Consider the following 1,004-nt stretch of genomic DNA (forward strand, 5'->3'; position numbering starts at 1 on the left):
CCTTTTGAGACGGGATGGGGAAGTTTTTAGGCGTTCCGTCTTCGTTTCGTTGCTCTTTTGATGGGTTAAGAATTTGATTACCAATCAGCAGACGTTGTGCAACCTGCTGGCCTGTAACGGTTACGTCATCGGCAAAGTAATAGCTTTCCACTGTAAGCGGGGTATCAGTAACAGCAAGGCTGCCAGCATAAGCTGTTACCGGACTATCAGGGGCGATTTGCTGCATGATTGACTGATAATCGGTATCGCTATTAACGGCGCTCCTCAGGCGGGATAACAACGACGCCTGGCCTTCAACTGATTGCTTCTTCAACTCCCCTGACAGGTAAGATGCCTCCTGCGGAAGAAGCAGTCGGCGTGGAACGGCTACACCCGTATTGTTCCGCACAGCATCAATGGTCGCAGACCGATAACTAATGGAAGCGCCAAACTGCTGAGTAATATCAGCGCCCTCCATAGCACTCATCGCTGCGGCGGTTGCCGGATTTAGTGCAGTCATATCAAGAGGCGTGATCGCATCGCAGGTGCGGTTTTGGTTGAACAGCAATGGGGTTTCCATTAACTGCTTATTGTTGGCTTGCACTGCTCTATCCAACATTTCAAGCCTGCGATAGTCAGCAATCGTGCCGCCTTTTTTATTCAGTTCGGCGGATAGCTGGCTAACATAGTTAGTCGATTCCAATGGGCCTTTGCTGATCACCTCCTGAATTTGTGGGCCAAGACTTAATAATTCCCTGGCCTCTCCCTCCGCACTGGTGCCTATCGTTGCGGTCATGACTTTATCTTGCAAGTCAGCACTGACTATCTTTCCCGCGTAGATCAATGGGGCAACTGAATTTACTGCGCGTAACGCTAATGCTTCCCGCTTTGCCTCTGCTGCTGCTGCCTTTGCCTCTAACCGCGACTGATAGCCCATAGCCTGATTCAGCAACGCATTGCGCTTGTCTGGATCAAGCTTATCAATATAAAAACCCTTTTCAGAGGTAAGCTGATTGGTTAAGTCA

At 49.7% G+C, this 1,004-nt stretch carries 1 protein-coding gene; it reads right to left on the reverse strand.

The window, feature by feature from the left end; all coding sequences use genetic code 11:
• Positions 1 to 1,004: hypothetical protein (locus tag QZ506_RS02995; protein ID WP_291968965.1), on the reverse strand; the 1,004-nt coding region annotated here is incomplete at both ends.

It is taken from the genome of Candidatus Symbiopectobacterium sp. (assembly GCF_020054415.1).
GTDB lineage: Bacteria > Pseudomonadota > Gammaproteobacteria > Enterobacterales > Enterobacteriaceae > Symbiopectobacterium.